This window comes from Tsuneonella litorea (assembly GCF_025154015.1).
GTDB classification, from domain to species: Bacteria; Pseudomonadota; Alphaproteobacteria; order Sphingomonadales; family Sphingomonadaceae; genus Tsuneonella; species Tsuneonella litorea.
The window spans coordinates 1-1,169 of sequence record NZ_JAOAMV010000025.1 but is presented as its reverse complement, the minus strand read 5'-3'; the positions used below and the strand labels follow the sequence as shown (position 1 = coordinate 1,169).

2 protein-coding genes are annotated in these 1,169 nt (G+C 62.6%); both read left to right on the top strand.

Annotated elements, in window-relative coordinates; genetic code table 11:
- Positions 1-276 precede the first annotated feature (276 nt).
- On the top strand, positions 277-603 hold the full coding sequence (locus N0B51_RS14805; RefSeq protein ID WP_259963369.1) for a DUF3489 domain-containing protein: 327 nt from the start codon (positions 277-279) through the stop codon (positions 601-603).
- Complete coding sequence (locus N0B51_RS14800) at positions 603-1,034, top strand: DUF2924 domain-containing protein (RefSeq protein WP_259963368.1); 432 nt, start codon at positions 603-605, stop codon at positions 1,032-1,034. Before N0B51_RS14805 ends, N0B51_RS14800 begins: the two co-directional genes overlap by 1 nt.
- The last annotated feature ends 135 nt before the right edge of the window (positions 1,035-1,169 follow it).

Genomic DNA, 1,169 nt, shown 5'->3' with positions numbered 1-1,169 from the left:
TTCTCCTTGGCCGGAATGGCCGCATAGAAGGTCTGCTTTTGGGAACTAAGAATTCGGATGCCTACGTCTTGGATCGGGGCGCAAAGCCGCCGTCGATCGACCTCGCCGCGAGATTTCCCGAACCGCGACATTCCATTGGACTTCCACCGCACCGCAAGCATTGGTGTCGTCAGTGAATGCGGCCCTGAACGAGGGTTGCAGCCCTGACCGGCACGTCCGTCAGGGCTTTGGGTGGTGGGAGCAGCGAGGTGCTGCTCCGCCAAGGAGTACCACCCGATGATCGATACCATTAGTAAGCCAGCCACAAAGCGCCCTCGCCGGATGGCACGTGAGCCAAAACCAGCGGGCGAGCTGGCAACTCCTCCGTCCACACCTACAGCAGAGGTTGAAGCGAAGACGGCCAAGCCCACCAGCAAATCCAGCCTGGTTCTGGCCATGCTCCAGCGACCCGGGGGAGCTACGATCGCCCAAGTCGTTACGGCGACCAGCTGGCTGCCGCACACCACGCGAGCAGCGCTGACCGGCCTGAAGAAGAAGGGTTACCAGGTCGCCAGCGAGAAAGCAGAAGACGAGGAGCGCGTGTACCGTGTTGCGGCTGGCTGATGCCGCGACGTACCTACGTCACCCTCGACCGGATCGCAGACATGTCGACCGACGAACTGAATGAGCAGTGGGCGCGGCGCTATGCCGCGCCCGCTCCCAACCTGTCGCCCGAGCTGCTGCGCCTGGGGATTGCTTACCGGTTGCAGGAGCAAAGGCTCGGCGGGGTGATTCGCTCAACCAAGTCCGTGCTGCGGCAGCTCGCGAGGCAGCCCCTAAATGGGAAACTAAAGAGCCCGTCACCTCGCAAGCTCACCATCGGGACACGGCTCGTCCGCGACTGGCACAGTGTCGGCCACTCCGTGACCATTCTGGAGGACGGCTTTGAGTACGACGGCAAGCAATGGCGATCGCTCACCGCCATCGCCAAGGCCATCAGCGGCTCGCACTGTAGCGGACCGGGGTTCTTTGGCCTGACGGATTCCAAGCGATGAAGCCGCTGGGTGCTGTCAGCCTAACCGCAACTCGTCACCGATTGGCGAGGCTTGAGCGTATTCTGTTGAAGAAGTCGGGTTCTGCGTTGCTGGCAGGCTGACGCGGATCGGGGGCGAGCAGCTTTCCTCGCCCGA

Coding starts and splice junctions, on each gene's coding strand:
- N0B51_RS14800 (WP_259963368.1), top strand. CDS start 603: ATGCCGCGACGTACCTACGTCACCCTCGACCGGATCGCAGACATGTCG.
- N0B51_RS14805 (WP_259963369.1), top strand. CDS start 277: ATGATCGATACCATTAGTAAGCCAGCCACAAAGCGCCCTCGCCGGATG.